This window comes from Nostoc sp. 'Peltigera membranacea cyanobiont' 213 (assembly GCF_002245975.1).
Lineage (GTDB): Bacteria > Cyanobacteriota > Cyanobacteriia > Cyanobacteriales > Nostocaceae > Nostoc.
In genome coordinates, this window is record NZ_NOLI01000071.1 from 1 (window position 1) to 24,905 (window position 24,905).

Annotated in this window: 17 protein-coding genes and 1 pseudogene; 8 read left to right on the plus strand and 10 right to left on the minus strand. The window is 39.4% G+C overall.

Annotation, left to right across the window (positions count from 1 at the left end; translation table 11 throughout):
* Nucleotides 1–106 precede the first annotated feature (106 nt).
* Complete coding sequence (locus CDG77_RS19275; protein WP_094330952.1) at nt 107–1,069, minus strand: ParM/StbA family protein; 963 nt, start codon at nt 1,067–1,069, stop codon at nt 107–109.
* Between the two features lie 789 nt (nt 1,070–1,858).
* Here CDG77_RS19275 and CDG77_RS39130 point away from each other — a divergent pair.
* Nucleotides 1,859–1,981: pseudogene (locus CDG77_RS39130) on the plus strand (RNA polymerase sigma factor, RpoD/SigA family); the annotation flags it as partial.
* Nucleotides 1,982–2,341: 360 nt separating this feature from the next.
* Here CDG77_RS39130 and CDG77_RS19280 read toward each other — a convergent pair.
* From CDG77_RS19280 to CDG77_RS19295, 4 genes are all read right to left on the minus strand, one after another.
* Entirely contained in the window at nt 2,342–3,493 is a 1,152-nt protein-coding gene (locus CDG77_RS19280) for a ParB/RepB/Spo0J family partition protein (RefSeq protein ID WP_094330953.1), read from the minus strand.
* Nucleotides 3,494–3,496: 3 nt separating this feature from the next.
* Nucleotides 3,497–4,300, minus strand: coding sequence for a ParA family protein (locus CDG77_RS19285; RefSeq protein ID WP_094330978.1), 804 nt, complete (start codon nt 4,298–4,300; stop codon nt 3,497–3,499).
* A gap of 691 nt (nt 4,301–4,991) precedes the next feature.
* Complete coding sequence (locus tag CDG77_RS19290; protein ID WP_094330954.1) at nt 4,992–6,236, minus strand: ParM/StbA family protein; 1,245 nt, start codon at nt 6,234–6,236, stop codon at nt 4,992–4,994.
* A gap of 999 nt (nt 6,237–7,235) precedes the next feature.
* Nucleotides 7,236–7,814, minus strand: coding sequence for a hypothetical protein (locus tag CDG77_RS19295; RefSeq protein ID WP_094330955.1), 579 nt, complete (start codon nt 7,812–7,814; stop codon nt 7,236–7,238).
* A 742-nt stretch (nt 7,815–8,556) separates the two neighbouring features.
* Between CDG77_RS19295 and CDG77_RS19300 the strand changes: the two genes are divergently transcribed.
* The 3 genes from CDG77_RS19300 to CDG77_RS19310 all read left to right on the plus strand — a co-directional run bounded on the left by CDG77_RS19300 (nt 8,557) and on the right by CDG77_RS19310 (nt 10,800).
* Entirely contained in the window at nt 8,557–9,003 is a 447-nt protein-coding gene (locus CDG77_RS19300) for a plasmid mobilization protein (protein WP_223269880.1), read from the plus strand.
* 126 nt (nt 9,004–9,129) lie between these two features.
* Nucleotides 9,130–9,870 (plus strand): hypothetical protein, encoded by a 741-nt coding sequence (locus CDG77_RS19305; protein ID WP_223269881.1) that lies wholly within the window; start codon nt 9,130–9,132, stop codon nt 9,868–9,870.
* A 249-nt stretch (nt 9,871–10,119) separates the two neighbouring features.
* Nucleotides 10,120–10,800: a hypothetical protein gene (locus CDG77_RS19310; protein ID WP_094330956.1), complete on the plus strand. Its 681-nt coding sequence runs from the start codon at nt 10,120–10,122 to the stop codon at nt 10,798–10,800.
* Nucleotides 10,801–11,075: 275 nt separating this feature from the next.
* Here CDG77_RS19310 and CDG77_RS19315 read toward each other — a convergent pair whose 3' ends face one another.
* On the minus strand, nt 11,076–11,528 hold the full coding sequence (locus tag CDG77_RS19315) for a hypothetical protein (protein ID WP_094330957.1): 453 nt from the start codon (nt 11,526–11,528) through the stop codon (nt 11,076–11,078).
* Nucleotides 11,529–11,714: 186 nt separating this feature from the next.
* Between CDG77_RS19315 and CDG77_RS19320 the strand changes: the two genes are divergently transcribed.
* The 3 genes from CDG77_RS19320 to CDG77_RS19335 all read left to right on the plus strand — a co-directional run bounded on the left by CDG77_RS19320 (nt 11,715) and on the right by CDG77_RS19335 (nt 21,072).
* Entirely contained in the window at nt 11,715–12,155 is a 441-nt protein-coding gene (locus CDG77_RS19320) for a hypothetical protein (RefSeq protein WP_143857055.1), read from the plus strand.
* Nucleotides 12,156–12,779: 624 nt separating this feature from the next.
* Complete coding sequence (locus tag CDG77_RS19330) at nt 12,780–20,303, plus strand: hypothetical protein (protein ID WP_094330959.1); 7,524 nt, start codon at nt 12,780–12,782, stop codon at nt 20,301–20,303.
* A 7-nt stretch (nt 20,304–20,310) separates the two neighbouring features.
* Nucleotides 20,311–21,072: a hypothetical protein gene (locus CDG77_RS19335; RefSeq protein ID WP_094330960.1), complete on the plus strand. Its 762-nt coding sequence runs from the start codon at nt 20,311–20,313 to the stop codon at nt 21,070–21,072.
* Here CDG77_RS19335 and CDG77_RS19340 read toward each other — a convergent pair.
* Nucleotides 21,069–21,314: a hypothetical protein gene (locus CDG77_RS19340; RefSeq protein WP_094330961.1), complete on the minus strand. Its 246-nt coding sequence runs from the start codon at nt 21,312–21,314 to the stop codon at nt 21,069–21,071. The genes CDG77_RS19335 and CDG77_RS19340 overlap by 4 nt on opposite strands.
* A 264-nt stretch (nt 21,315–21,578) precedes the next feature.
* Here CDG77_RS19340 and CDG77_RS19345 point away from each other — a divergent pair, with 264 nt between their 5' ends.
* On the plus strand, nt 21,579–22,367 hold the full coding sequence (locus CDG77_RS19345) for a response regulator (RefSeq protein WP_094330962.1): 789 nt from the start codon (nt 21,579–21,581) through the stop codon (nt 22,365–22,367).
* 4 nt (nt 22,368–22,371) lie between these two features.
* Here CDG77_RS19345 and CDG77_RS19350 read toward each other — a convergent pair whose 3' ends face one another.
* The 3 genes from CDG77_RS19350 to CDG77_RS19360 are packed head-to-tail and all read right to left on the minus strand — an operon-like array spanning nt 22,372 to nt 24,759.
* A complete protein-coding gene (locus CDG77_RS19350; RefSeq protein WP_094330963.1) occupies nt 22,372–22,992 on the minus strand; it encodes a DUF6753 family protein in 621 nt (206 codons plus the stop codon).
* Nucleotides 22,993–23,047: 55 nt separating this feature from the next.
* Nucleotides 23,048–23,854, minus strand: a complete 807-nt coding sequence (locus CDG77_RS19355; RefSeq protein WP_094330964.1) for a hypothetical protein — start codon at nt 23,852–23,854, stop codon at nt 23,048–23,050.
* Nucleotides 23,855–23,877: 23 nt separating this feature from the next.
* Complete coding sequence (locus tag CDG77_RS19360; protein WP_094330965.1) at nt 23,878–24,759, minus strand: chromosome partitioning protein ParA; 882 nt, start codon at nt 24,757–24,759, stop codon at nt 23,878–23,880.
* Nucleotides 24,760–24,905 lie beyond the last annotated feature (146 nt).

Consider the following 24,905-nt stretch of genomic DNA (forward strand, 5'->3'; position numbering starts at 1 on the left):
TCCAGGTAACTTTTACCTAATTGCTGTGATTCGGTAAATATCCGCTCACGATAGCTATCTTTGATCCGAACTTTTTCCGGTGTCAAGTCTTGTTTGTCTGCCATTGTTATAGCTTCCCAGATGTGGTTGTTGGATTCTTGCTCATAATGGTTTTTGCCATTTCTAGAAGCCCAAAGACATTAGCTTCCACTGGATTGTCCAGGATTTTGAAGCCATTCTTTTCTAACAACTTTTTAAATCCTGGTAACAGGCAGCCTCCACCTATCGCCCAGATTTCATCCCCTTGGTGCTTGGCATCAAGCGTCAGATTCACCACTTTCTTCAAGTATTTTTCATACCAATCTTTCAAACAAGCACTGTATATATCTTTGATATCGATGTCACGGCTGTACTTGGTATGTCCCATTTCCAGACAAAATCGGATTTTGGAGGCATCCCCGATTTTTCCGCCATTTAAATGTTTCATTTTTTGGGAGATATCATCGATGAGAACTTCTACACCAATGGGGTAAGCGGTATGAACTTCTCGCTGACCTCGGTTATAACGAGAATACAAGGTCGTACCATTGCCAAAGTCTAAAATGGTTAATTTTTTTGGTAGTGGATGCCCAAACAATGCACCCATACCCTCTAGTACAACTTTCAGGACTTCGATCTTCACTTCTGATTGTTTGCCAGCAAGTATCGGCTGATATTCTCCATTGAGTACTTTTTGTAGTTCTGATGCCAGACCAACATCATGTAAGCTGACGACTAATTTTAAGTGCCAAGCCTTACGGTATGGAAGATGTGCCAATGCACCAAATAAAGTCAACAACGCATTATTGACTTTGTTTTCATTGTTGTCTGTGTTCCGATCAAAATGATAACCTGTGCGGAAAGCTGATTCTCCGACTGTATAAGCACTACCGTTAAAAACTACCCGTCCGGGTACATCTTCCATTTCGGCATTGGTTATATAGCTGGGGACACGAACAACTTCAAAGCCATCGACTAAAAGTTTTAAGCTTCCGTAACCGTTATCAAAGCCAGCAGGAAAAATTTTTTGCAAGGCGTGAATGTTTGACATAGGGATCAAGTCAATACGTTTTGATTTGTGAAAGTTATCTGTTCAGATTATCTAGGGGAGCAGGAAAGCAGGGGAGAGAAGAATAACTTGCTATGAGTCTTTCCCCAGAACTCTGCCCCTTCCTTCTCTAACCTCAAGAGCTTATCATAACCCCTTGGGGGCTAAGTGGGGTACATTTGCTTAGATGACACTTTGCACCCCATATAGATCCCATATAGCACCCATATAGGTGTCAAATTTTCATCAAAGTTCTAGTCTATTTTTGGGGTAAATATAGCCCCCATATAGCCCCCATCAGCAATTTTTGAAATCTTTTTTATCAACGCAGTAGAAATTAACTTACAAAAAAATAGAGAAGAAGGAATAAAAAACTTTAGTTGTGGATCTAAGCCCGCTTAAAAAAATATTTATTTCGAGACGCATAGCGCGAAATACAAAGCGTCCTTGCTTCAATCCCGCGTTTCAAAACGTTGGTTCCCTACACCCTCTAAAATGGTTGACTGTTTGATTTATACTCTACTGTTAATGTCTTTGCTATTAAATTAGCTTCCCGCAAGATGTCTAGCCCTAGCTCTGATACAGTTGGAATTTATCGTAGATAAATTGTAGCTTTCCGAGGCTATTGCCAGAGTAAGAGATTGTCTACACAAGACTTGTAAGGTCAATGCAAAACTTGATAAGCAAAACGATTCTCAAGTGCAACAACTACTAGAGCATTCCCCAACTAGGGCTGAACTAGCTGCCGAGGTAAATAAAACAGAAGCATAGTTAACCCAAATCCAAAAGCTTGGTCAACTGGCTAAACAAAAAATGATTACCGCCAACCTCCGATTAGTGGTTGCGGTAGCTAAAAAATGTCGCTGGAGTAACCTGGAATTTCTGGATCTGATTGAAGAGGGAGCAATAGGTTTGGTTTTATAAAGAATCGCTGTTGTAGAAAACACTTCTCCCGTACACACTCTAATAGCAGTTTGCTCAGAGTTGGGGCATTGAAGTTTAACTTGGATGATTGAAGATTGTCCATTATATTCTCCAACTACAGGCTCACCCGTAAACTCACAAAGTATCCCCTCTTGGCAGTACCAGCACTCAAATATAATTCGGATCACTGCTTTGTCGTAGTCTATAAATCTTACATACTGAAACCGTTCGGCTGATAATTCTGGTTTGACTCTGCGGGATTCAGGCGAAAGCCATTTGGGTAGTTTAGATAGGCACTCATAGATTACATGGACATCTCCGGCTCAGTAAACTAAGTCGGACGAGATAGTATTAGTCCAACTTTTTCCGAATCTCTTTTGCCTTAGCTTCTAATACAGCCAATAAATCTCTCAGTTGCTCTTGCTGGATATCTTCGACCTTAGTTGCTGAGACATCTCGAATTAGAGAACTGATTTGGTGACTTGGTTTAGGTTTTGTTTCAGGAGCATGTTGAGCAATAGTTTGGGCAACTAGAAAACGAGTTTGAGCGACTGTTAGCTTTTCTTGCAAAACCTGTGATGTAGCATCTTGTCGGATTTTAAGAGCTTTAGTTTCCTCAATTTTTAAATTTTTAGAATTTAGTTTTTGGAGTGACCGGGCATGGTTTGCACCAAGTCCTGATTCTCTAATCGCAATTTTTAAGTCTTCTGAAAGCCGTAAGCAAGGAAAGACATTTGCATCTACTGATGCTGGATTTTGTTGAAAACGTAGTAACAACAGAAGAATACTTTGTTCTATTTCGTCTAAATTAAATTCTTTAATGCCTTCTGACTGCTCTTTTCTAGTTAAAATAACCAATTCAGTTAATTGGGGCAACAGTTTTTTTGCGTTTAATCTAGCTATTGCTCTCCTAAGCGCTCTAACTACTTCTTCCTGTTCAAATTCCAAAGCTAACTTAGCCTGTTGAATCAAACCTTCGGCTAAATCTAGCTCATTCAAGCCTTCTCGGTGAAGACTAGTTAATAAAGTGCGTGTATGTAATTCCTCTTCAGAAAGTTCTTTTAGAAGCATCACTGCATCCAGTGTTTCAATTTCTGGCTGTAACTCTTCTGCAACGGATCTCCATCTCCGTTCTCCATCAAAAATGAGATTTCCCGGTAGTAAAATAATCGGCTGTTGTTGCCCTTCCTCTCTAATGGAAACAGCCATACTCCGAATACTATCCGAAGTAAATGTTTGCCTTGCTTGTTTCGGATTGGGTCTTACTTCACTATAGTGAATTTTAAAAATCCCAGATGCTTTCAAATGTTCTCGTAGGTCTTCAATAGTTTGATTGAGGAGTGTACGTTCTTCTTCAGCAAGCTTTCCCTGTGCTTCTTCATCTTTTAATCTTGTAATCTCTGCCTGTAAATCTTCTACTCGTTCTTCAAGCTCAAATATCTGTTGTGAATCAGCAGCAGAAGCAAACATTCCAAGTACACTCGGGTTGTTTAATTTTGTCATCGATTAACCTCTTATTAGCTTAAGTTCTTGAACTAGTGCATCAACAATTGGCAGAAAATCTCCTCTTGCCTCTTTGCCCGGTCTGTAAATCCCCAGAGGTAGCCCTCTACCAGAAGCATTAAGAATATCAGCTGATTCTCGAATTGGGCTAAAATACTGAATTCCCAAATTCTTACAGACTAGGGGAAGTTCCTCAACAATACTTCTATGCGCTCCCCAATCACTTTTCCAACGAGTAGGAACTATACCTAATATTTTCGGAGTCGGTTTCAATCTCAGCCGCTTGCAGTTGAAATAGTACCACTCAATCATCGCCGCAGCACTTTGAGAAGCCTTGTATTCAGGTTGAATGGGAATTAACACGTGGCTAGAAGCTGCAAGAGCAGTGAGTGGTAAAGGCTCTAATGTTGCAGGACAATCGATAATTACAAAATCGTGAGATAAGGGATAATCACTCAACCGATCTGCAAGAGTATAAGCTCCACGCAGATCCTTTGAAACTTCCCGAATTGTTTCGTGTAATTCTTTTCCGCCTTTACAAACTTGAATTTTGTCAATCTTACCTTGCCAAGCTGTAACTAAAGGCCAATCCCCCTTGAAGTCTGGATCGTAAACATTAGCCATTGTTCCCTGTGTTTTAAATTCTCCTAATCCGCAAAATAATGTCAATGATTCGTTAGGATCGATGTCTAATAGTGCCACTGAATAGCCACGAACACCCAATTCATACGCAAGATTGTATGAAATAGTACTTTTCGCCACTCCTCCAGCGTTTGTCTCAATCGAAAGGGTCAAATTGGCAGGCATAATTTTTTCTCTTTCTTGATTACTATATTTCCGACTCCCAGTCATGAGATAACGTTATATCAGTTTGGGCGAAGAATTTTGAGATAATGTTATATCATTTTTCTGATTTCTCTAACAAGGATTGCTATCAACACAGAGGTTGACTGCAAGTAATATCGACCTAGCTACACAGATTGCCTATTGTGGAATTGTACACAAAAAGAAATATACCCCGTCCAAGAGATATTCACTCAGCACTTGCTCAATCTAATAGTTCCGTAGGAAAGCATTATTGCCTTTGTGCAAGCTGGTTATTGAGTATAAAAACCAACGGCATAATTCTAATGTGATTTCAACCTTTAAAGCTGTGTCAACCAGCAGCTATTAATGCGACTTTTTTGAGCTATTGAGAAGAAAAATCTTCTGTTGACATAATATAACCACCTTGCCATGAAGATTCTACGCTGAACAACAGTCTTTGTTCAAAGTGTACTCGATTGAAGCGGGATAACAATATTCTCTATCTACCTGATGTCATTATAGAAAGGGGCGCTGCCAACAAGGAATTATTTTCAATCCCCCTAGAACTAGCTATTCTCACCTAACCACGAGTAATCGGCTCATTCATGCAGTGCTTATTGAGAAGTTACGTAAAAAGCATCCCAGAAGTGTAGTTGCAGTCCTTGTAACTACACTACTTTTTCTGAGCTAATCAAACATTCTCGTTCACAGCAATAAAGGTACTAGGTCGCTCACAAGGGGTAAAATTATACTTGCGTTTAACTTGTTCATCTGGATTATCTGTACTACCTTCAGCGGATTTAGTTAGCAGTACAACTTCAGAGCGAGTATAACCAGTCAACTCATCAAACTGAATAATCATATATTGGTAGAGCGCCCAGACATCCGCCATCCGATTGCCAATACCGCAAGATATCTCATCAGGTATAAAAATATTACCGTGCCAAGATACCTTAATCCCCTCTTTCTGGAAGTAAGCGTCTATTTCTGGACGAATGTAATCCGCAGTCCCTCCGCAAAACACCAGTTCTTCAATATCATCATCCATCTTCGAGCGCAACCATCTGACGATCGCACGCCAATATTCATCTCTAGCAAGCAATAAAGCCTTGGACATCGACTCGCCATCAAGTTGAATTTCATCACCTTTGCGCTTGCGTGAGAGTTTCTGCATCACCTGGGAGTCACAACTAACTCCAGCTTCTACCAACACCTCAATAATATTGGGATTATCAGGGCTTAGTCCCGATGTCTTGGAAGTAAAATTATTCACCAGCCAAGACATACCAAAATTGCTGGTTATTCCCGCGCTAATTGAACCACTCCGAAAGGTGAAAATACTTGCATTGCGATAACCAAGCATCACGTACATCGAAGCAGGCATATTATTGCCAAGCGATCGCCTACGGTGAAAAAATATCCCACTACCCTCAGAAGCTGCATCATAACGAAGCATTTTTACCCGCATCTTACCTGCTGGTGTATCAAATCCTCGAAACGCATCCTTCAACCGCACTTGTAACTGTTCTTTGTCTTGCATTTCACCGGGCGGTAGCAAGATGCTCAAGTAAGCTGCAATATCATTACCCAAATTCAGCTTTTCTTTAGCCAGCCAAAATGCACCACAAATTTTAGGGACTGCTAATTCGTACTTTAGCTCCTTCAGCTGCGATATACCCCCAAAGCGACGACGGGCAAGCTCTCCCAAGGCGCAGTACTCATCACCTATTCCTACCCAAATACGAGATTCAGGACTACCTTCTTGTTGAACGCTCTCAATCGAAGCTTTAGCAATATCCGCTACTTCTGAGTCGAAAAGTAAAACAACAGGCTTTCCCTCTGGATACTCTTGAGCGATCGCCTTGGTTTTACTTGCACCCATGTCAATCGTAATTACTACCTTTTTTACGTCTGTTTTCTCCTTAGTTTTGGGCATATCTTTATCTTTTATTACCTTTTACTATCGTTCCCAATTTAACCGAAATGGGAAAAATACTGTGGTGTAAAACACTTTCTTTACAGGGTTTAACAGCTTTTTTACATACAAAGTGCGTAGAGAAAAAACTATTACGGCGATGTTCTTCGATGGCGCTACAGCATTCATACTCAACTCCATTGAGTAGAGAGTCCACTGCAAACTGCCAGCAACCAACCAAGTTCAAATTGCCACGGGGCTAATTGAAGTAACTCCATAGCACTAATACCAAATCCAAACCGTAGATTCTAAGTACATTGATGTACTAAAAATTGCTTTAATACTCACTGTCAAATCACCTCCTAAATCATGACTAAATTACCCCAATCACACCCAAATTCTGTATCAACTAAAAGTTGAATTATTAAACAAAATTAGCTTTTTGCCTGTAATTCAAACAATGCAATTGTCATTATCACACCCCGTATTACCTCAACCATCCCCGCAATTACCCCAGTAAAAAGTATCGCAATTGTGCAGTCTTGTACGATAACAAGGTATGTCAAATGGGGTCAATTACAGCCTATTTGCTTTGCTGTCAAATTTTTGATTGTAGTTTTTACAGATGAGATATATGAGTGATTATTCTAGGCGATCGCACCTCTAAAAATAGAATGCGATCGCCTTTCCAGTTCCGTCAAATACTGTTGATGCCCTCGCTCAAAGGGTTTGACCAAATGTATGGCTGAAATGGTTTCATAGAAATTTTGAGGAATGCAGTGCAGGTGCTTGAGCGAAAACTCCTTCTAAATGCGCCCAGTGGAGAGGTGCAAAGCACTTTCTGGCAACAGAACAGCGCCTGCTACGTGATAGCGAAGCGCCGACCTGTCGGTTCGCACTCCAGGAGATATTGCCCACAACGACAAACAGGACAAGGACAGGACTTACGCAAGTATCACAAGCAAAAGTAGAGAGTATGCTTTTCTCCAACACCTAACCACCGATATCCTCATAATCCCCTCACTCCAGACGAAATCCTGCATCAACTTCTATTTCTGCCTTAGCAATTGGGTCATCCTCGTCATCATTAAAGAACCCATCATCTTCGGAATCTTCTCCCAAAACATTTGATCCGACTGGTTCTGTCGCAACAGCTAACGACACAGAACTTGGCCCAGTGGAATCAAAAAAAGAAACGGAAGGGGGAACCGAATTAGCTGAAACAGGAGTTATTCCTACTCCGTTAGTTCCAATTGTTGGTTGTAAGCCAATTGCACCTTGCGAGAAAACTCCACTATGAGGATTAACAAGAACTATCTGGGGCAACCCCTCCATCCCAAACGTCCGTTTCATCTTAATTATCTGAACTTCAAGTTGCGCGATCGCATCATGGAGGGCTGACTGCAATTCAACACCAGATACCCCCGCAGCAGATAGCGCAAATGGTAGGTAATACGCCCGCAGCGCCTCACATACTAACTCAGTTTGCCCTCGCTTCTTCGACTGGAGATAGCTAATTACTATACCGTCCTCCATATCTTTATTCCGCATGATACGCGCCAACTCAACCGAATCAGCTGGCTTACTAGCTCTTGCCATAGCTTCTCTTCTATTAACGTGCAAATCAAGCTTCTCAGTAAGCTATTTGTCAATACTCTTACTTTAACCATACAGTGGGAGAACTCACCCCCGTATTTACTCCGAACTACCTCAATTCACACACTAATTACCCCAATTAAGTGAAATTGGGTTTGATTTTTGTCAATCAAAATAAATAATTAACTGAAAAATAAACTCTAACAATCCCCATAATTGAGGTATTCTGAGGGCAAATTAACCCAATTATTTCAGCATTACGTCGAAGTTAATCAACTTAGGATAGAACCCCACAGCCCGCTCTGCACAAGCATTTACTTCAGTCGCATTCCACTACAGACCATTGCTGTCGCCGTACAGTCCTGTAACTAAAACAAGGTATGTTCAATAGGGTCATTTTATCCTTATCCTATTGTCAATAAACTAGATTAAATAAAAATAAAACTTTTAAACAGTTATAATTACGTATGATTTTACCTGCGATGGTGCATAGCACTCAGGCGTGCGATAGCGAAGCGCCGACCTGTCGGTTCGCACGCTGGCGACATAACCATACAATCTCTACAACCCAACAATTGCATCATTAAAAACAAGGTTTACGGCTTCAGTGTCAGTTACAAGACGAACCATAAGATATTACCTTGTATTATCAAAAGTTACAGTACTCTCACTGACGGCATCTAAATCAAGTATAGTTTATACCAAAAGTAGCAGCGATATTGTCCGCAATTGAGACCATAGACTGTTGTCAGATTTCCGGTTATCCCCAACTCCCTCAGTGCAGTCTCTAACTATGCCACTCAGTCCCGCAGTGAAACAAGGTATGGTAAGTAACCCCATAAAGCGAACTAAATCTATCAAGGTATACCTCTTTGAGGAAGAGAAAATTACCATTGAGGAAAAAGCGATCGCCACAGGGGTAACTGCATCTGAATATTTACGTTCCTGTGGATTAAGGCGGGTACTAACAACAAAACCGTCTGCCGACTTAATAACTATCCGCGCTACTGCTGGAAACCTCAAAAGCGAACTGATGATGTTATCTCACTTAGCGAAGGAAACAAACAACCAGCAAATTATCAACCAAGTCGAAATGGCGATCGCACTCGTAGATAAGACCATCGCCGCTGCATTTAATATAGAGATCCCAGGCTCTAAACAAGACGCTGAGAATCCTGTACACAACCAATAAGTAGAAAAATAAGCTTGTTGAGAACTGTACTAATTAATATCGAAGTATTCAAATTTGAATACTTCGTTACAAGTACTGATATATAGAAAGTGGAGAAATTAAGTAGCGATAAATCTCTATTTTATTTTGCTGTCTGAATACGGAATAACATACGACCAAGAGAAAGATAAGGAAGTAATTCAACAAGCTAAAGCCAGAGCAATTAACCGCATAAATACTAATAGTACAAGCAATAATGAGTACTTGTATGCTGATAAACATCCTAGCAGCAGTACAAGTGATAGTAATGGCGATACCGATAGTAACTCCAAAATATTTACTAGTACGAAAGTACTAAATAGTAATTATCCAGATCAAATTTCGACAATACAACCAAAATTAGAAGATAAACCCACGTCGGAAGCAAATAAGGTTAAGAAAAAAGTACAGCCGCATCTGAAGGAGCAAAACCCACAGCAGGATATTTCAGAAGAAAACGGTCTATCCACTGCTAAACAAATCCTGCAAGAGCAATCTTCCCCTACTCCCCCTTTTCCTAACCTTCTCCCTTCTAACCTCAAACATCTGCCTTCTACAATCACTGACTATATGCTTATTACCAATAATTTCCGTATCAAGGGACGGGAATTGAGTGCCAGCTTAGATGCCAATATTCTGACTGTTTACCGTCATGGGGATAATACTCCTGTGATGCAAACCTGCTATAGTCAGGGAAACTGGTACGAAGAGATACCAACTCGACTAACAACAAACGAAATCGAGCAGATTGAAAGCTTGCGTATCTTTACCCAACAAGCGTTAATGGGTAAGTTGCGATCTGCGCTTCGCAGCAGCGCTTCGCTATCGCAAAGAGGCATTGAGCAATAGTAAATCTGTTGGTAGAGAAAACTTAATCCACAGTGCTATTCGACTGTGGGTAAAAAGCTGTTGGGAATTACTATAGTTTGTACGAAGTGTTCAAATTTGAATACTTCGTACAAACGATATCCTACTCAGGTGAAAAAATCCTAATATCGTTTATCTTTGTGGGTTTGCACATAACCCCATAGGAAATAACTCTACCTTGTTCTAGCTATATTAAATTATAAAAGTAACTAGAACTAAAGGGTGTAAGCTATGCCTAAGAAAAAATGCGGACTTGGGTTTGACTGTGCCAGTATGATGCAATACCCAGGCATAGACTCTGGCGACTGCTTAAATTACAAAACCTGTGGGAGTGCAGTTCAACTAAGCCCCAATGAAGAACTCGAACTTGTTCGTATTCGGGAAGAACAAATGCGCCAGTATCAAGAACAAATTCGCCTGACCCGTCGTTCTGCCGCTATCATGATGCTGATGAGGCGCGGTTGCCCACAATCACCAGAATCGTTAAGTGTTATCCCGGCCATTGAGGCGATCGCCACCACATTAGATAATATTCGTACTGGACTTACCAACTTTGACGGACAGTACATCGCGCCACCTGGTTGCGAACTCCACATCTACAATGTCAAACGACCCAGTGGTACGTACTCGTACTATAAACTAACCGCCGAAAACGCAATATTTGCACCTTCAGAGAAAGAACAACAAGTACGGGTAATTCACCTCAGCCATCATGATGATGCGCGGTATATAGAAGCACAACTTGGTATCGAACGGCGGAACAAGTTAACCCAGGTACGAACACTGCTTCAGAACGCAAGTGCATTGCTTGAGGAGGCAACACGCCTACTCGAACAAACCACAGATATGAACAGTCCAAATGCTACAGTTGAAGTTTTCAACACCGATGAAATTATACCCATCGACCAATAAAACCAGTAAAAGGGGAAAATTTACTTCATTACTGCTACAAAATTACGTTATCAACACCAAACCATCGTTTTTTAAACATAGTCTTGCATAAGCGTGCAACTTCAGTTGATGAAGCAACTTTGTTCTAGTTAGTTTAAAGAAAAATAATAGCTAGAACAAGGGATAGATTCGGCGAAGACACTATTGGCGAAGCTGCCGTGAAGTACAAACTAAACAGGGCATAACATACATTAAATATTTTTAATTACCTCGTGAGTCAGGCGATCACTTTATTTTTAAATCTTTGGTGGTCTACCATTCGTACACCACCATAGACCGTGCTTATCAATTACACATTTTTGAATATACTTCTTTCGACGAATATCAACTGCTATAGCGAAACCGTATTTAAACTTATTTTCAATTACTAATAATTCATCATTAATTGTGTAGAAATCGAAATGCTCACCTCTATGTAATGGTAGTCTTTCTGCTTCTGCCCAACCATATTTTTTCATTTCTTTAGCAAATATTTTTTCATCATAATTGTGTGGTAAATATAAATTAACACCTGTTCTATCATCATCAATTTCTAGTGGTATATCCCATGCCTCACAAACACCTTTACAATAATTAGAATTTGGGCATTTTTGCCAGAGTTGTAAACCATATTTATTTCGCTCATCGAACTCTGAACAACCTAATCCAAGTGGACATTCTTTATAATCATCTGGTGTTAGTTCACGCATAAAACTATGGGTAAAAGACGTAAAAAAACTGAGGTTGGTTGCTGGTTATTTCTAGACTGTGAAATCTTAACAGGCAAACCTCCAGAAAAGTGTCCTAATTATAAATCTTGTAAGCACAATGCTCTGCATAGTCAGAACAGATAGTGCTTTCTCCCTTGTCAAATGTGGTTTCCAGACAGAGATCAATTGTTTAAAATACCTACACTAGAGGTTCTTGCGTGGATACCAACTGAGGCAAAAGAAGCAGGATATGGTACTGCAATTGAAATTTGTTACAGTTACAAAGATTCATGTTTAACTATTGGTAAAGATGAATATGGCTTTAGCCTTGACATCTCAGAAGAAGCAAGAGCTTTAGGTTTTACTGAAGCGGAGAAAATCCCTTACAAGTATTGGCGACTTCGAGAATGTGGCAAGCTAGAAGTTAACTATGATTCTCGAAGATTCAAGGAATTAGGATGGTATGTACCTGTATTTTTACCTTACCACTTTAAACATGATCTTGATACTGGTAAGGTATTTCTAGAAGTAGACTTTAATCATACTTTGTCAGAATATAAAGAGGCGATCGCGTGTGGTTGGTATCCTCCATGTAGATGGTATCCACGTAATATTAACAATATTTGAAAGTTAGGTACAGCAGTGAGCTTGAGCATAAAATGACCGACATGGTGAACCATAAATTAGCGAGCCAAATCCAAATTCCAACACTTGGCCATTCGGCTGAATGTCGAGCAGGTCGATCACCGAATAGGTGAACGCTTGATTTATGGATGCCATAATCATGCCACCTAACCTGCCTAGCATACCCTTCGGGCGACCAAACATCTGCATGAATATACTGTCTACAATACTCATCAGTGTTAATCGCCTCCCTACTGTGATGCCTCTATGCTATCTAGTCTTGAGTTTTTAACACATTGTCATTCTGCCTACAACTACAAACACTACCATAATCACAAACATCACAAAAGTTACTACTGATTTATAACTAAGTAAAAAGTAATCAGTAATTTGTATCTTTTTTGTCATGCTTAAACTTTGACATCACGCTGAATAAGTATTTATCAATAAAAAGCTAAGTAAAATTTCTACAATAAAGTATTTTTAATTACCCATAAATTGTTAGTAGAAATTAGAAATTTGTTGAATAGATTACCGATAAAGAGAAAGTAAAATTAAACTCTACGGGTATTTCAGTGCCAAAAAGTAAAAATTTATATTTAATTTTATAAGTTTAATTGTTCGTATATGACAATTCAAGCTAAACATTTTGACACTAGATTAAATCAGTGGATTCATACAGATGGTAATACGGTTAATCCAGATTCACTGTTAAAAGAAGAACTTAATGATACCTTAATAGAACATTTCTTTCCTGGGGTTAACTTTTCGTTCGGGCATATGGACGAAAAGTCTACTGTGGAACAATTAATTAATCATCCTGAAGGTCACAAATTATTATTATCATCAAAAACACGGTTGCTATATGGGCCGGAAGAATGTCTAGATAGAATTAAACAATTATGCCCTGACAACAAAGATAGAGGTGCTTACGGATCTATTTTTCTCGGTTCGTGTAAAAATAGCGTCAATAAAGAGTTAAATATTCTAATTGTTGATGACAGTAATGGTGAAAATGGCGGCGTTATTAGTAACGAACAGGCATATCGGCTAACAGGAGACTGTTACGGGCAAATATCCACAGACTTATATCACGAATTAACCAAGCATCAAAAAGGTGATAAATATCGAGTAATTCAGCACCGCTTCGGCTGGACTGACCAAGACGGAGACGATAACAAATACCGCTTTGGCAAAGGTACTTTACGACCTGCAAACCTTGACCAAATCCTCAATTATTCAGATCCCAAGAACTCAACTAAAATTGACTTAATTCTTCCCTTATCTGCATTCAAGGGAACTGATAAAGACAACCCTAATGGGCCAAGCAAGCCCCAAATTCAACCTGGACTGTACAGGCAAAATATCTGGCTAGGTGAAAAATCACAATCTGAACTCGGTAAAACAGCTATCTCCCAGTTACTCGCTTCATTCCCTAACGGACTGAAAGACTTTACCGAACAGCTAGAACTTGAAGCCAAAAAGCTGAATGTTGCACAGGACGACCCCCGGCAACTTGCACAACTTTACTGCGAAAAGTACGAGAAACGGAAAGCTTTTCTTGACGAACAAGCAACCACACTAGAAGAACAAGCAGCAGAAGATCCAACAGTAGTAGAAGAGTTAGAAACTTTGCGATCGCGCATTGCTACTGACTCGTTTATTTACAAACTTATCAAAGCTGACCTGCAAGGAGAGGGTCAACTTCTCGAAACAGAGAAAGTACAGCGCGAACTCGCCCGGTTCGTCCAAAACGAGTGGAAAGAAATCGCCATCGGCAAGACACTCACATTTGAGCGGGCAATGGTCATTCCCTCCAAAGACCTGCAAAATGGGGAAATCTACATCCCGCATTATCAAGATAGGGAAGAAGTTCTCAACTTCCGCTCCCCTTTCCTCAACTCAAATGGTCTGTGCGTCTCAATTAACAAAATTGTAGAAGATATTCTTGGGCCTGATGGTCAACCTCTCGCTGGTGCGATCGCTGTCTCCGACGAAACAAGCGATCGCATTTATAACCGTCTAAACGAACAAATTAAATCTGTCCTATCCGAAGCTCAAAGTAAAAATATTCAGTTAGAAGGTATTGAAAATTACTTAGATAAAAATATCGGCAAGCTTGAAACTAAAGACAAAATCGAGTTTACCAACAAATTTAATGAGTATATTTCAGAACTAAAGTCAGCTGGTTACGAACTAGAAATTCTTCCTCAAGAGTCCGAACAAGAGCGTCAGGCACGCGACTACGATGGTGATTGTATTGGCTTCGAGCGGGCAAGCAGATATCCAAACCTCACTGCCGAGGCAAGGGAGCGCAATCTGCCTGAAAACGCTTACGATCCAACTGTTAAACTCAAAAAACAATCTTTTTACCAGGAAGATGGTAGTCAGCCAGAATTTGAAGAAATCGCCATACACATGAGCGATGGCATTAGTGTCGGTGTTATCAACAATCACCTGACCTCAATTGAGGCATTAGAGTCAGAAATTACTATCCTGAAAAACTTTGGTAGTGAAAAAGACCAAATTGAGTACGTACGGCAGGTAGCCAAACACTACGAAGATTTATTTAAAACAGAAGCCTGGGCAAAATCCAAGGGTATTGAAGGGAAGGAAATTCCGACCAAGTATCGCGGTTACATGGAAGAGTTTATCAAAACTGTTCGGCAAGAACCCCTAAACCAGATCAATGCACTAGTAGCAATGAACACTAATACCCAGGTGTACCGCGAAATGATTGCCGAGGCAGCATTTCAAAACCAAATTGCAGTTGACCTCTTCAAAAGTGCCAAAAAACCCGAAATGGAAATTATCCGCAACAACAGTCGGATTCTCCACCGGGAAGTTAACTATATTAAGGATAAGAAAAAAGATGTTTATATTGACAATACTATTCAACCCACGGGATACTCGCCTTCTGAAGACAAGCGCAACAGTAACCGCCTGCATAAATATGTAGTTTATGCCCAAATTAACGATGAAACTGAGAACAACAAACCCAAGTTTAGGGCATTAGGAACACTTGCTAAGGAGCAAGAAAACAAACCCGAAGAAATAGGAATTACACTTGGACAGGAAGTAACGTCTAACAAAATAGCCTTACTTGCTGAACTAAGCGAAGGTCAAATTAAACTTCTTTACCAAAAAGCCTACCAGATAGCAGAAGAATTTTACAATTCAATTCCAGAAGGACAAAAGCTAGCAATGGCAGCTGCTACCTGGGCAGTATCAACTACTCGTGAAAGCACTAATGATAAAAGTAGCGATTACCAAAAGAAAGTTTCTAATTTCGCCTTTGCTGCCTTTCCTGAAGAGATTATCAGTCAGTTAGGCACACTCAGATTTAACGAATTTAGTATCACTGGGTTCGACCGGAGTAGTGAATTATTTCATGAGAATCAACCTCAAAATATTCGATTTAATCTAGCTGAAGATGGAAAAAGTGTCATTGAACTCCAGAATCAGGAAGGTAATTACGAAACATTTGGAAATATAGAACAAAGTAACGCCCGATTACCAATTGGTAGTGTTGCTATTGCTAGCGTTGAAAAAGGTGAAGTATATACCACCTCTGTTACAACCAAAGTACCCGGACTACCAGAACTTACATTTAAAGTAGGTGAAGTTAATAAGTTTGGAAATTCCCAAAGGTTTAATAATGAACCTGTAATGTTAACAATCGAAAAAGTTGACCTGATTCGTGAAGACTATAGCATTTATCTTCAAAATGGTAATAAACCTGAGAAACTAGGCAACATTGATAAGGAATCAATCAAAGAGGGTATTGCTCAAGGTTGGCTAGCAGAAAAACCCGTTAATGGGCAACAGTTACAGCTTAAAATTCAAACCATCATCACCGGACAAAATGCCTATGCAATAGCAGAGACATCTCAGGGAAATTTTTTACGAATTAATATTACTAATCCAAAATACAAAAAACAGGAGATTAGCAACCAAGCATTTAAAGAAAGTTTAGTTAGAGCATTTGATAAAAAGCACGTTTATATTGCTAAAATTGGTGATCAATCACTCGGTATTATTGGTCAGCATACTGAACGCCTCGAAGCCGAGTTAAATAGAGAGAATGTACAAAGACAGTGGCAAAGGAAAGAAAGTAGCACTGTACAAAAACTAATTGATACAGGTATTATTCGCTTAAACCAACAACGAACTACTATCCCTGTAGAGATTATCAGTAATGAAAGTACCTGTAAAATAACTATTAATCCAGAAACAGTACAGTATCCCGACAAGTGGGTTAAGCGCAGTCAGCTTATCAGTAATGAACAGCCTGTCAGAAACGAACAGCAAGAAAAACGTAACCAAATACTCGGTAAAATTAACGAACGTCCTACAATCATATTCCAAGATAAAGAACAAAAATTAGTAGGGCTTTTAGGATTAGCAGTTGATGAAAATATAACTGAAAAAACCAAAAAATATCTAGAAAAAGTAGGAGTATCATACGAACAGCTTGCCATATCACAAGCTCGGTTAGAAGCCAAAAAAGGTATGACTGTATTCGTACTTGATGAAAGTACTATTAGTGACGAACTAAAACAAACCTTTATTGACCGTGCTGGTGGTAATATCAAGAGTGCAGATACACCGTCACAAATCCCTCCAGTCGTTCCAGAACAAACTGTATATTTTTATAACCCAAACCAACAATATACTTCTCCAGATGGATCGCAGGTAGAAGCTAAAGAAGCTCTCGGATTAGTTGTTCCCGCACAAGACGCGATCGCTGTAGCTACATGGCTAGAATCAAAATCTACTGAAAATCATTATTTTATTGAGAGTAACACAGCTACATTTATTTTTAATAAAAATGAGATTAGTGAAAAAATAAACCAGGAATTAAATAGTTTACTTGGAGAACCGATTAATATCAGTGAAGTTGATGGATTTGACCGTTACGAACAACTTAGTGCAGAGTTAAATCAAAGAGTTGCAACTGAAGGTAGTTTTTTAAAATTAAACCAAATTCCAGAAAATAGTGAGTACAAAAAAGCTCTACAAGCACTACCTAACCGTCCCAGAGAGCTTAATCAAGAGGATTCTCCAGTACCAATTATTCCTGCGAAAGCTGTACCAGAAAAGAATATAACTAACATTCAATCAAATATTAACGCCAGAGTTGCAGGAATTTCACAAGTTTATCAAAACGCGGTTGAGATACAAGTATTAACAGGTACACAATCAAAAGCTAATAATCAAGCAATATTACTACCAAACTCGCGCCAAGCCGATCAAACTAAAGCTATCGAAATATTGGGTAAGGTAAGCGAGGAAAAAGTAGAACAATTGCGATCGCACCTTGAAACCCACCTCAAACCTGTACTTGAAAACGATAAATCCAACTACGCACTACTGAGACAAGTCGCATGGGTCGGTGCAAAATGGGATTTAAAAGACAAAGACTTCAAGCCAGGGGTACAGGACAACAAGTTAATGGAACTTGTCAAACAAGTATATCCTGACGCTGATATTGTGCTGGTAACTTATTCCAAAAACCCCGGCGCTGGCATCAACTACCACCGCGATGACTCCTACGCCGCGACGGAAGCCCGCAGCATTAATATCGGAAATTCTGATTGGGGGTATCGCGCTGCTAAGGAACGAATGGCATGGACTAGGGAGGAAAATCAGGACGCACAATACCAAGAATTTAAACTTGAGTCGGGTACAGTAACCCGCTTTAACTGCAAGAACGAACACGCTGCCCTCAATACTGAGGCTGGCAGATGGTCTGTCAACATCTGGTCAATTAAAAATGACCTGGGCAGAGAAAACAGCGTTCGCCAAAAATTTGAGAACTTCCTCGCCTCAAACCAACTTCCTCTTGCAGTAGTCCAAAGCAACAGCGACCTCACCATCAAAACTAACGAGTGGACACCTGGGGGAGAAATTAAAGTAGAACGTAGCTATACAAGCCTCAGAGAAGTCACCCGAAACATACCCTCAAACTCTTCAAACCAACCAACTGTCGAAGAAATTATCGCCATCGGGAATTCTACTGCAATACGCGCTGCTAACCCTCAGGTTCCAGACAACCCGACTATATCTGGAAAACCAGTACCAATGGTTTATTCGCTACATCCGCACGGCGAACCTTCCAAAGTACCAGCTGATACAACTATCGATGCCATGCGCGGATACGGTAGGATACACACCACCAGAGGTGTAGATTACCAAAAAACTTATGGTGTCAAAGAGGGAGATATTGCGGTAGCCCTTGGTAAAAACGGCGAGCAAGTTGCTTTCCGGGTGGGTAAGCAGTACAAAATTACCCCCGAAATGATTCAAGATCCAAGTTACCAGCAAGCCTGGGCGAAATGGGAAAAGCATTCACCGAAAGAACTTACCCAAACCCAGGCGAGTAAGAGTCAGGTATATGGCTTATTCATGGAACCGCTAGGGGATTACGTCAATGGCAAAATTGTTCCGTTCCCAACCATCCAAAAACAAACTCTCACCCCGGTAAATATCAGCCCCGACTCCAAAGATGGACTTGGAGTAGCACTCAGCCTTGCCACTGCACTCGCCAAAGAACAAGGCAAGCTGCAAAACGATTACCAAGTTTCAGTCAATAATAATCCAGAAGCCCCCGCCGGACGATATGGAGTAGAGAACCATGTCCGAAAACCTGAAGGAGTAGCATACGCATCCGCCGAACACGCATTTAACCACCAAAAGCAGCTGCATCCATCGGCTGATGAATACAAGTTAATGGTAGAAGTCCTTCAGGCTAAACTCGAACAACACCCCCGGCTAACTGAGGCGATCGCCAAACGCGGAGGAGTCGATTGGTTAGAGAACTGTACAGCAGTTGCAACAACGGGAGTAACCCCGCACCAATCGCCTGAAATTGGGGAACCCGCTCACAACATAGGCTCCATAACGCATTGCCTCACCAATATAACTAACGCTCAGGACAAACAGTGGGAAGGTAAGGGTAAAGAATCCGCATTTATTCAAGCCCTCAGCGAAGCATACAGCAATATAACTGAAAAGTCACAACAAACTACAGTACAAACTCAGCAGGAAAAATCCGAACAGACTGATCGGCCGCTAACAAATCCACTATCCCAACTCGAACCCATAAACGCTGCCGTCGCTGAACACATGAAAAAAGATATTGCGATGGCACAAATAGCCACCCAGTTTATCGGTAAATCAGCTGCACCCCCCGAAACACCTTCAAGCACCCGTAATTACGAGCAAGCATGGGGAGAACGCGCCAACACAGGAAATTACTCGAAAGACGACATCATTATGGTATCCGGGTCTGGCCCGTGGCGCAGAGTGACAAGCGAGCGAATTGCCCAAACTTTTGAAAATCACTACAAACCGTTACTTAATAAGGCAATAGAAGCGAAAAGCTCTTTCATAGTCGGAAACGCACAAGGAACTGATCAATTAGTTCAAAATTATCTTCAAGAAAAAGGGTACAAACTAGAACAAACTTCCCAAGGATACGCTGTATTTAATTCTGTAGAAAATACCAAAATTAGTACCAACACTATTTCTTCCAATACACAAGTATCACATAACCCATTTCTTGCTAAAGACAAGAGCATTTTCCCTCCACAACAAAGTCAACAACCAAATATTGACCAAGCACTCGCATCACCTTCTCAACCCAGAATACAGCAGGTTGGAGCGATGGATAACATTATCGAGCGGATGAAAGCTAATACAGTGCAAAATCTTCAAGACTGGTATGTAGCATCTGAAAAGCTCGGTAAATCAGAAATATATCTCAAGAGAATTCAGGAGGTAACTGATTTATACATCAAAGAAAATATCAGTCTTGAGAACGCTTTTAAGGCAATGGAGCGAGATATTAAGGAGCTAGAAAAAATTAATGAAATGACCAGTCTTGCCCAAAGCTTAGTTAAAATTATTGGACAGGAAGATATCAATGGCATTATGTCAGTACAAACAGAAAAATACCAAATTGCTACAAAAGCCCAAGACAACATTTACTTAGTTAAAGATAAAAATGACAATATATTATTATATGTCAAAGAAGGAAAAACCCAAGTAAGTAACATCAGCAATGAAACATTACAGGATTTTAAGTTCATGAATTCCCGTATCAATAATGCTCTCAAAGATGTCAAAAAAGATTTAGTGGAGAGGTAATTTTAGTATGAAAGAACTAATCGAACTTCCAGTAGAAGGTTTAACTCCAGCGATGCAAGCCAGTCTCCTCAGAGAATTGATCAAACAGCTTAACATCCCTGATGATAAATTTGAAGAATCTGCAAAAAAGCCTCCAACTGCTGAGGAAACAAAAGAGGCTGTGCTAAGGTTGAATTCGGAAATTAACAGAATCAGTGAAATACTGCAAGATGAAGCAAAAGTAAACTCTACAGAACTTGAACCTATCACTTTTGTTAATCAAGAGTCATCTTCAAAAGCCGAAGCAAGCCAGTCTACAAGAAAGATAATTGAACCAGAGGTTATAAAAAACCCCACAAATAAAAATGACGACAATAATGGCAACCCAGTAGAAGAGAATCCAGAAGATAGAGTACAATCTCTTACCGCCGATTCCCAAATTAGACAGTTTGTTATTCCTGTAATTTTAGACCGCTTAAATTTATTTGGAATATCAGACAAAGAGACACAAAGTGTCGTTTATAAAGGTGAAGCATATACTGCAAGTCTAAAATTAGAAGAAGATTCGCAAACTCTTAGCCTTGATAGAAATTTGCCTGATTACGAAGAAAGTCGAGAAGCACTCTTGGCATCTCGTGACAATAACTCAGAAGAGTACTCTATCACCATTAATAATCTCACCAAAGAGGAATTTGAACGTTTCAAGACTCTGTTCAATGAGCAACAAGCACGCCGCGAACAGAGTCAAAAACAATTCAAAAACCAGGATTCTGGTAAAGAGCTAGATTAAATCAACCCAAACCACACGCCATACATAAAAGCTATAAACCCAAAAATTAGCTTTTTATTAAAACTCAGGGGAGTCTTGGGACAAATAACAACTGCAACAGCAAAATAGTAAAAGGACGCTGTAAAGTCAAACAAACTCGTCGGGTTAACAGGCAATCTGCCTAACCCGACCAAACATAGCATTCCCATCAAAGACCAAACAACAATCTTTTCTATCCATCCTAAAATTTTATCGATCTTCATAAAAAATTATTTATTCCTCCATCAATTCGCTGATAACTATTAAAAGCAGTACTGATAAATAAAATCACCTAGTAAATAGATTGCTTAATGAAAACTACATAAACCACCCAATTACTTTGTAAAGTTTTTACAAATAATAATAAAGATTTTAAATAAGCTAATTATTTTATAGTAATTGTAAAGATTAAAAATTCTAAAAAAGGTAAGTGCTATAAGTATTATTATCAGGGACAATACCAATACCAAACCAAAAAAGCATATAATATGAAACCTATTAATGTTGTCATCATCGAAAATGAGAACATATCTAGGATTGGCGCGGCAACAATATTATCTGAAACTGGTGCAATCCAAGTCTGTGGCGTTGCCAAATACGGAAAACAAGGAATAGAAATTGTTGACAAAGAAAAGCCAGATATCGTAATTATAAATATTGATTTACCGGATATCGATGGCATTGATGTAATAAGCACAATTAAATCCAAACACGCATCAATTAGAATTGTGGTTATGACTGCAAATAGCAGCCGAGATACCATTAACGCGGCAATTAGTAATGGCGCAGACTGCTACTACTGTAAAAATAGCCTTAGAGAAGAAGTAGGAGAAAGATTCGTTGAAGCAGTAATGGCTGCGTACAATAACGAATCATGGATTGACCCAACTATTAATCGTATTCTGATCGATAGTCTCAGGTCAAATGACACACCCGATAGAAATGCACTAGATTTGTTAAGTGATTTCTCTAATAAAGAAATCACAGTTCTTCAATTAGCTGCCGGAGGTATGAAAAATAATGAAATTGCCAATGTAATGTATGTTTCAGAAGGTACAGTAAGGTCATATCTACATAATTCATTTATCAAGCTAGGAGTCAAAGATAGGTTAAACGCTATCCGCGAAGCAATCCGCCTGGGAATCCTCAGCTTTAAAGACATGAAAATCGAAGAAGAAGTTACTCAAGAAACCCACACAAGAGTCAAAACCAACCAAAAAAGTCAAAAAGATACAGCTAAAACTAGTAATAAGGGATACAAAGGCTGGGTTGCCTAGAAAATTAATCAACTGCAATTATGCAGCCACCTGAATACTTCTTCTGCTGGCGGCAAGTTTTAATGATAGCGGCGTTTTTAACATAAATACTACGCGCTACCTTACCTTCATTGGATTTAGCCCAATCCAGAAGCTTTTTATCTTCGGGTTGTAAGATGGCAGATCCAGAAGCCGCCTGCTGAAAAGTTACACTTCCAGCGATGGTCTTGTATGTAAAAACACCAATTGCAGTCCCTAAAGCTAGTACAAAACCCAATACCCCGGCCACTTGTGCCAATCGCCAATTACTTACACCCAAGTGAGGTAAAACCCCACCAGCTTGCTTAGTCATCTTAACTAAATCCTTCGCCGCTTCTGCGATCGCACTCTTTTGTTGTTGTATTGCCACCTTAGAAGCACTATTAAGCTTATCGTCTACCATGTCAGTCCAACCCACCACAAGGGAGTCAAGCCTACCTGGTAGCTGCTGCAACGCAAACTGAGTTGTACCCAGTTCCGCATATAGGTTAAACAAGGGGTCATCAGGCCGAATACCCAATTTCAGTATCCAATCAGTAACCTCTGCTTTTTTTTCTTCAGAATATTCTGCAACAACTTTTTCAACAACTTTTGCAATATTGGTCATAGGTTGTTTAAATAGTCAATTTGAAATCTCACTGTTAATTTGGTAAAGCAAATAATTACCATTTCTCAGATTCAACATCTTCAGTTACATCAAAATTGGAAGGATTTTGTTGATTTGCACCTACAGAAGCTAGTTCTGTAAAGTTCTTACTCAACCCTAGATAACTAGAAGCTATTCCATTAGAAACAATAGAGTTATGAAAATTCTCCATCCAGTTGAATACTATCGAACGCTGAATAGTATTAAGAGGAGAGTTAGTTTCAATCAGTTGATCATAAGGTAAACAAGTATCCTCAAGCAACTGGTAAAAGTCATTATGCAATCCACCTAAAACTAGTTCCAAGCCGTTTAATTTTTTAATATCAGCTTGGAATTGACTCCCCTCATAGTATCGAAATTGCTTGCCAAAGTAATGATTTTGGATAACAGCATAATCAACCTGACTACCAAAATGCTGATATAAATCCTGAAGATAATCTTCAACACAGTCTTTACGGTGTGATATCGGGTGCAAGAAAGTAACACGATATCCTAGACAATTAAGATTTTCTATCAGTGAAACATCTCTATCAAAAAACTTGAATTCTCGGAGGTTTTGACCTGGCATATCAGTCAAAATCACTTCAATTTTCGGAAACATTTCTAAGTCGAGTAATAACCTATCAGAATCACCTCTAGAGAATCCCAAATGGTTTATCTCAAAGCGTTGTGTTTGATACATCGATAGCTTATTGCGATGCCCGTGATAGAAAACACGCACATTGAGTTTATTTTTCAAGTACAACTCTAGCAAGAGCCTAGAAGCTGTAGACTTACCTACACGAGCATCACCCGATGTAATCACAAAACGCTTTCTAAACATAATAAACCAAGTAAACTACTAAATTAAGCAGCTATATCTTCAGATTGTAAATTTGAATCTTGATTTTTAGCTTTGTCTTTTTCTTCATTTTCTCTAAGCTCTTTAGACTTTTCAACAACTGCTGGATAGTAACAGTCATCTGGTTGTATATCAAAGCCAAATAAATTAAATGCTGGCTTAATTTGCGCTTCAAACTCAGCAAGCCAAGATTTAATTCTCGATTTAATCACAATATTTGTTTCTTTATGAGTCTGACCTTCATTAAATGTCAGAGCATGGCGGTCAATAAAGTCGTAGGATTTGTAGAATAAATCTGGCATCACAAGTTCTACCAGACCTTCTGCAAGCATATTTTGACGTAGAAAAGCGTCATTATATCGCTCAAATTTTTCTTCTTCACCATGAAATAAGTTCTTGACGACAATATAATCTACTTGATCTTTACAAAGTTCGCGCAGTTTTTCTAGAACATTTATGGAATCAAGAACCCTACTAATCACTGAAACCATCGTAACTTGACAATTAATATCGGTTTTAAGCACTTCAAAAAATGAAAGCTCTTTGACATAACTTTCAAAAAAACCTCCAGATTGTGCTGGTAAGTCTAATAGCGTAATAGGACAATCACTCTCATCTAAATTAATTAATAAATCGTCAGCACCACCTCTATGAAAAATATCAATGTAACGTATTATGGGTCGGTAGTCTTTTTTAAAATATCTTTCTAACTGAGGATTTCTTAAGTCAGCTTCATAAGTGACACAGGGTAAATTTTTATTAATGTACAGTTGAAATAGCGCTCGTGCAAAGGTGCTTTTTCCTACACCACCTTTATCACCTGTGACAATTATTAGCCGCTTTTGAGGTTTACTATTATTACTATTGGTTGTATTATCATTAGACATGACTTTTTGACCCTTATTGGTTCTATTTGGAGACATAACAATCCTCTACAAAGCAAATACACTTTGTTGATGTAAATCGAAACTTTTAAACCTTATTTTGAAGAAAATAATTCATTTGTAATAGTTACAAAACATTTAGTATAAGC

Excerpts from the sequence above, each read along its gene's own strand:
- CDG77_RS19275 (WP_094330952.1), bottom strand. The coding sequence starts at position 1,069 with ATGTCAAACATTCACGCCTTGCAAAAAATTTTTCCTGCTGGCTTTGAT.
- CDG77_RS19315 (WP_094330957.1), bottom strand. The coding sequence starts at position 11,528 with ATGCGTGAACTAACACCAGATGATTATAAAGAATGTCCACTTGGATTA.
- CDG77_RS19290 (WP_094330954.1), bottom strand. The coding sequence starts at position 6,236 with ATGCCCAAAACTAAGGAGAAAACAGACGTAAAAAAGGTAGTAATTACG.
- CDG77_RS19345 (WP_094330962.1), top strand. The coding sequence starts at position 21,579 with ATGAAACCTATTAATGTTGTCATCATCGAAAATGAGAACATATCTAGG.
- CDG77_RS19310 (WP_094330956.1), top strand. The coding sequence starts at position 10,120 with ATGCCTAAGAAAAAATGCGGACTTGGGTTTGACTGTGCCAGTATGATG.
- CDG77_RS19350 (WP_094330963.1), bottom strand. The coding sequence starts at position 22,992 with ATGACCAATATTGCAAAAGTTGTTGAAAAAGTTGTTGCAGAATATTCT.
- CDG77_RS19330 (WP_094330959.1), top strand. The coding sequence starts at position 12,780 with ATGACAATTCAAGCTAAACATTTTGACACTAGATTAAATCAGTGGATT.
- CDG77_RS19335 (WP_094330960.1), top strand. The coding sequence starts at position 20,311 with ATGAAAGAACTAATCGAACTTCCAGTAGAAGGTTTAACTCCAGCGATG.
- CDG77_RS19285 (WP_094330978.1), bottom strand. The coding sequence starts at position 4,300 with ATGCCTGCCAATTTGACCCTTTCGATTGAGACAAACGCTGGAGGAGTG.
- CDG77_RS19340 (WP_094330961.1), bottom strand. The coding sequence starts at position 21,314 with ATGAAGATCGATAAAATTTTAGGATGGATAGAAAAGATTGTTGTTTGG.
- CDG77_RS19280 (WP_094330953.1), bottom strand. The coding sequence starts at position 3,493 with ATGACAAAATTAAACAACCCGAGTGTACTTGGAATGTTTGCTTCTGCT.
- CDG77_RS19295 (WP_094330955.1), bottom strand. The coding sequence starts at position 7,814 with ATGGCAAGAGCTAGTAAGCCAGCTGATTCGGTTGAGTTGGCGCGTATC.
- CDG77_RS19360 (WP_094330965.1), bottom strand. The coding sequence starts at position 24,759 with ATGTCTAATGATAATACAACCAATAGTAATAATAGTAAACCTCAAAAG.
- CDG77_RS19355 (WP_094330964.1), bottom strand. The coding sequence starts at position 23,854 with ATGTTTAGAAAGCGTTTTGTGATTACATCGGGTGATGCTCGTGTAGGT.